Genomic DNA, 2,626 nt, shown 5'->3' on the forward strand with positions numbered 1-2,626 from the left:
GCACGCGCCGCACGCTGGCGGTGCCCGGCGCCTCGCTCGCGCCGCGCGAGGCGGCCGCCGGCCTGGTCGACGCGCATACCGCGATCATCGAGACCGCCGAGGTCGTCGGCATCACCGATCCGGTCGGCATGGCGGTGCCGGTGGAGGCGCGCAGCACGCGCGGCATGGGCGAGGCGATCCGCCAGTTGCTCGACGAGGGCGTGCGCAGCTTCTTCGTGGCGCTCGGCGGCAGCAGCACCAACGACGCCGGCGCGGGCCTGCTGGCCGGGCTCGGCCTGCGCGCGCTCGACGCCGAGGGCCGCGAGATCGAGCCGACGCCCGAGCGGCTCGCGACGATCGCCCGGCTCGATACCTCGGGGCTCGATCCGCGGCTCGCGCAAAGCCGCTTCGTCGGCATGTCCGACGTCGACAATCCGCTCACCGGCGAGCATGGCGCCACCGCCGTCTTCGGCCCGCAGAAGGGCGTGCGCCCCGAGCAGGTCGCCCCGCTCGACGCCGCGCTCTCGCACTACGCCGATCTGGCCGAAGCCGCGCTCGGCCGCCAGGTACGCGAATTGCCCGGCGCGGGTGCGGCCGGCGGCCTGGGCTTCGCGCTGCACCTGCTGGGCGCGAGCTTCGAGCCGGGCGCCGAGGTGGTGGCGCGCCAGGTCAGCCTCGACGCCGCGCTGGACGGCGCACACTGGCTGATCACCGGCGAGGGGCGCTCGGACGGCCAGACCCTGCACGGCAAGGCGCCCTTCATCGCCTGCCGCCACGCGGCCGCGGCCGGCGTGCCGGCCAGCCTGCTGTCGGGCGCGGTCGACCCGGCGGCGCTGCCGCAATTGTCAGAACATTTCGACGGCTGCTTTTCGCCCGCGCCGGGACCGATTACGCTCGAGGTGGCGATCCGCGACGCCGCCCGGCTGCTGGCCGACCAGGCCGAGCAACTGGCGCGGCTGCGCTTCGGCCGCCGCAGCGACGCCGCGGCAGCAGCGGCACGTTGATCCCGGTCGACCTCGGTTGACCGCGCGCGGCGATCCGGGAACAATCGGGCCGCCGACCATCCTTCAGGAACCGCCATGAAAGGCAGCCAAGCCGGACTCGACCAGTTTCTGACGCAGCGCCTGCACACGATCAACAAGCTCACCGATCGCGCGATCGGCGAGCTGTATCGCGACAAGCTCGGCATCACCCTGCCGGAGGCGCGCGTGATCAGCTCGGTCGGCGCCTTCGGGCCGTTTTCGATCATGGAACTCGCGCGCCACACGCATCTCGACAAGAGCCAGGCCAGCCGCGCCGCCGAGGCGCTGATCCTGCAGGGCCTGCTGTCGCGCACGACCAGCGACGAGGACGGCCGCGTGGTGGTGATCGCGCTCACGCGCGAGGGCGCCGCGCTGAACCGCCGGATCATGACGCTCGCGCGGCGCTGGAACGCCGAGCTGGCCGAGCGCTTGACCGAGAGCGAGCGCGGCGCGCTGGAGCGGGCGCTCGACAAGCTGATCGCCCATACGCGGGAGCGGATCGAGTAGCGCGCGAGCGGCGGCCAGCCGCCTTGCCGCCATCTCGCCGCCGCGCCGGATTTCAACCAGGCCTCTTCCGCCATCCGCTGGCCGGCTGCCTTTGACGCTGGCCGGCTGCCTTTGAGCGCGGCTCGCGCTCCTGCGTGTCTCGCCGCGCCTCGGCAGCTTGAGCGCCGCCAACAGCCAGGCGGCACCGCCCGCCAGCACGCGCGATCGCGCGCCGCCGGCAAGCAGCCCCTCCCTACCCCCTTCCGCTCACAACCCGCTGTTGCGCGCACGCTGGCGCAGCAACCCGAGCACCGCCTCGCAGAACGGCGTCGGCACGCCGAGCGCGCGGCCCAGCTCCGGAAACACGCCCAGGATCGGCTCGATCTCGAGCGGGCGGCCGGCCTCGAAATCCTGCAGCATCGAAGTGCGGAACGCGCCGAGCTTGCGCGTGATCCCGGTCCGCTCGACGCTGCTGATGCCGGTCGACAGGCCGAGCCTCTCGCCCACCGCGGCGGCCTCGTCCATCATGCTCAGCGCCAGCGCATGGGTATGGGGATCGTCGAGCAGCCCGGCCGTGGTCGAGCCGGTCAGCGCGCTGAGCGGGTTCATGTTCATGTTGCCCCACAGCTTCACCCAGATCGCGGTCCGGATTTCAGCCGGCGTCTCCACCTCGAAACCGCCCTCGACGAGCGCCTCGGCGAGCACCCGGGCCGCCGCCGCGCGCGCCGCGTCCGGCGCGCCGACGATCAGGCGGTTGCCGGCCACGCGCCGCACCACGCCCGGCGCATCGGTGGCCGATGAGAGGTGCACCACGCAGCCGATCGACTGCGCCGGCGGCAACACGGCGGCGATCGCGCCGCCCGGGTCGACCGCCTCCAGCGAGCGGCCGTCGAGCGCGCCGCCGATCCCGTGCAGGAACCACCAGGGCAACCCGTTCATGGCCGCCACGATGGTGGTGCGCGGGCCCACCAGCGGCGCCAGGCTCGGCGCCAGCGCGGGCAGCGCCTGGGCCTTGAGGGCGATCACCAGGTAGTCCTGCTCGCCGAGTTCGCGCGCGTCGTCGGTGGCGCGCAGCGGCGTGCGGCTCACCGCGCCCTGCTCGTCGACGATGGTCAGGCCGTCGTCGCGCAGCGCGGCCA

General features: G+C 73.9%; 3 protein-coding genes. 2 read left to right on the top strand and 1 reads right to left on the bottom strand.

The features are described 5' to 3' along the window. The coding region (locus F3J18_RS36495; protein ID WP_166917004.1) for a glycerate kinase at positions 1-983 on the top strand (983 nt) is incomplete at its 5' end. A 75-nt stretch (positions 984-1,058) separates the two neighbouring features. After that, complete coding sequence (locus tag F3J18_RS36500) at positions 1,059-1,508, top strand: MarR family transcriptional regulator (RefSeq protein ID WP_025096736.1); 450 nt, start codon at positions 1,059-1,061, stop codon at positions 1,506-1,508. Positions 1,509-1,754: 246 nt separating this feature from the next. Here the strand turns inward: F3J18_RS36500 and F3J18_RS36505 are convergent. Next, positions 1,755-2,626 (bottom strand): 2-dehydropantoate 2-reductase (locus F3J18_RS36505; RefSeq protein ID WP_166917006.1); only part of this gene is annotated, 872 nt, incomplete at its 5' end.

It is taken from the genome of Burkholderia sp. Ax-1720, assembly GCF_011753035.1.
GTDB lineage: Bacteria > Pseudomonadota > Gammaproteobacteria > Burkholderiales > Burkholderiaceae > Burkholderia > Burkholderia gladioli.

What these genes read in the sequence shown, in the direction of transcription:
- F3J18_RS36500 (WP_025096736.1), top strand. Translation starts at nt 1,059, where the DNA reads ATGAAAGGCAGCCAAGCCGGACTCGACCAGTTTCTGACGCAGCGCCTG.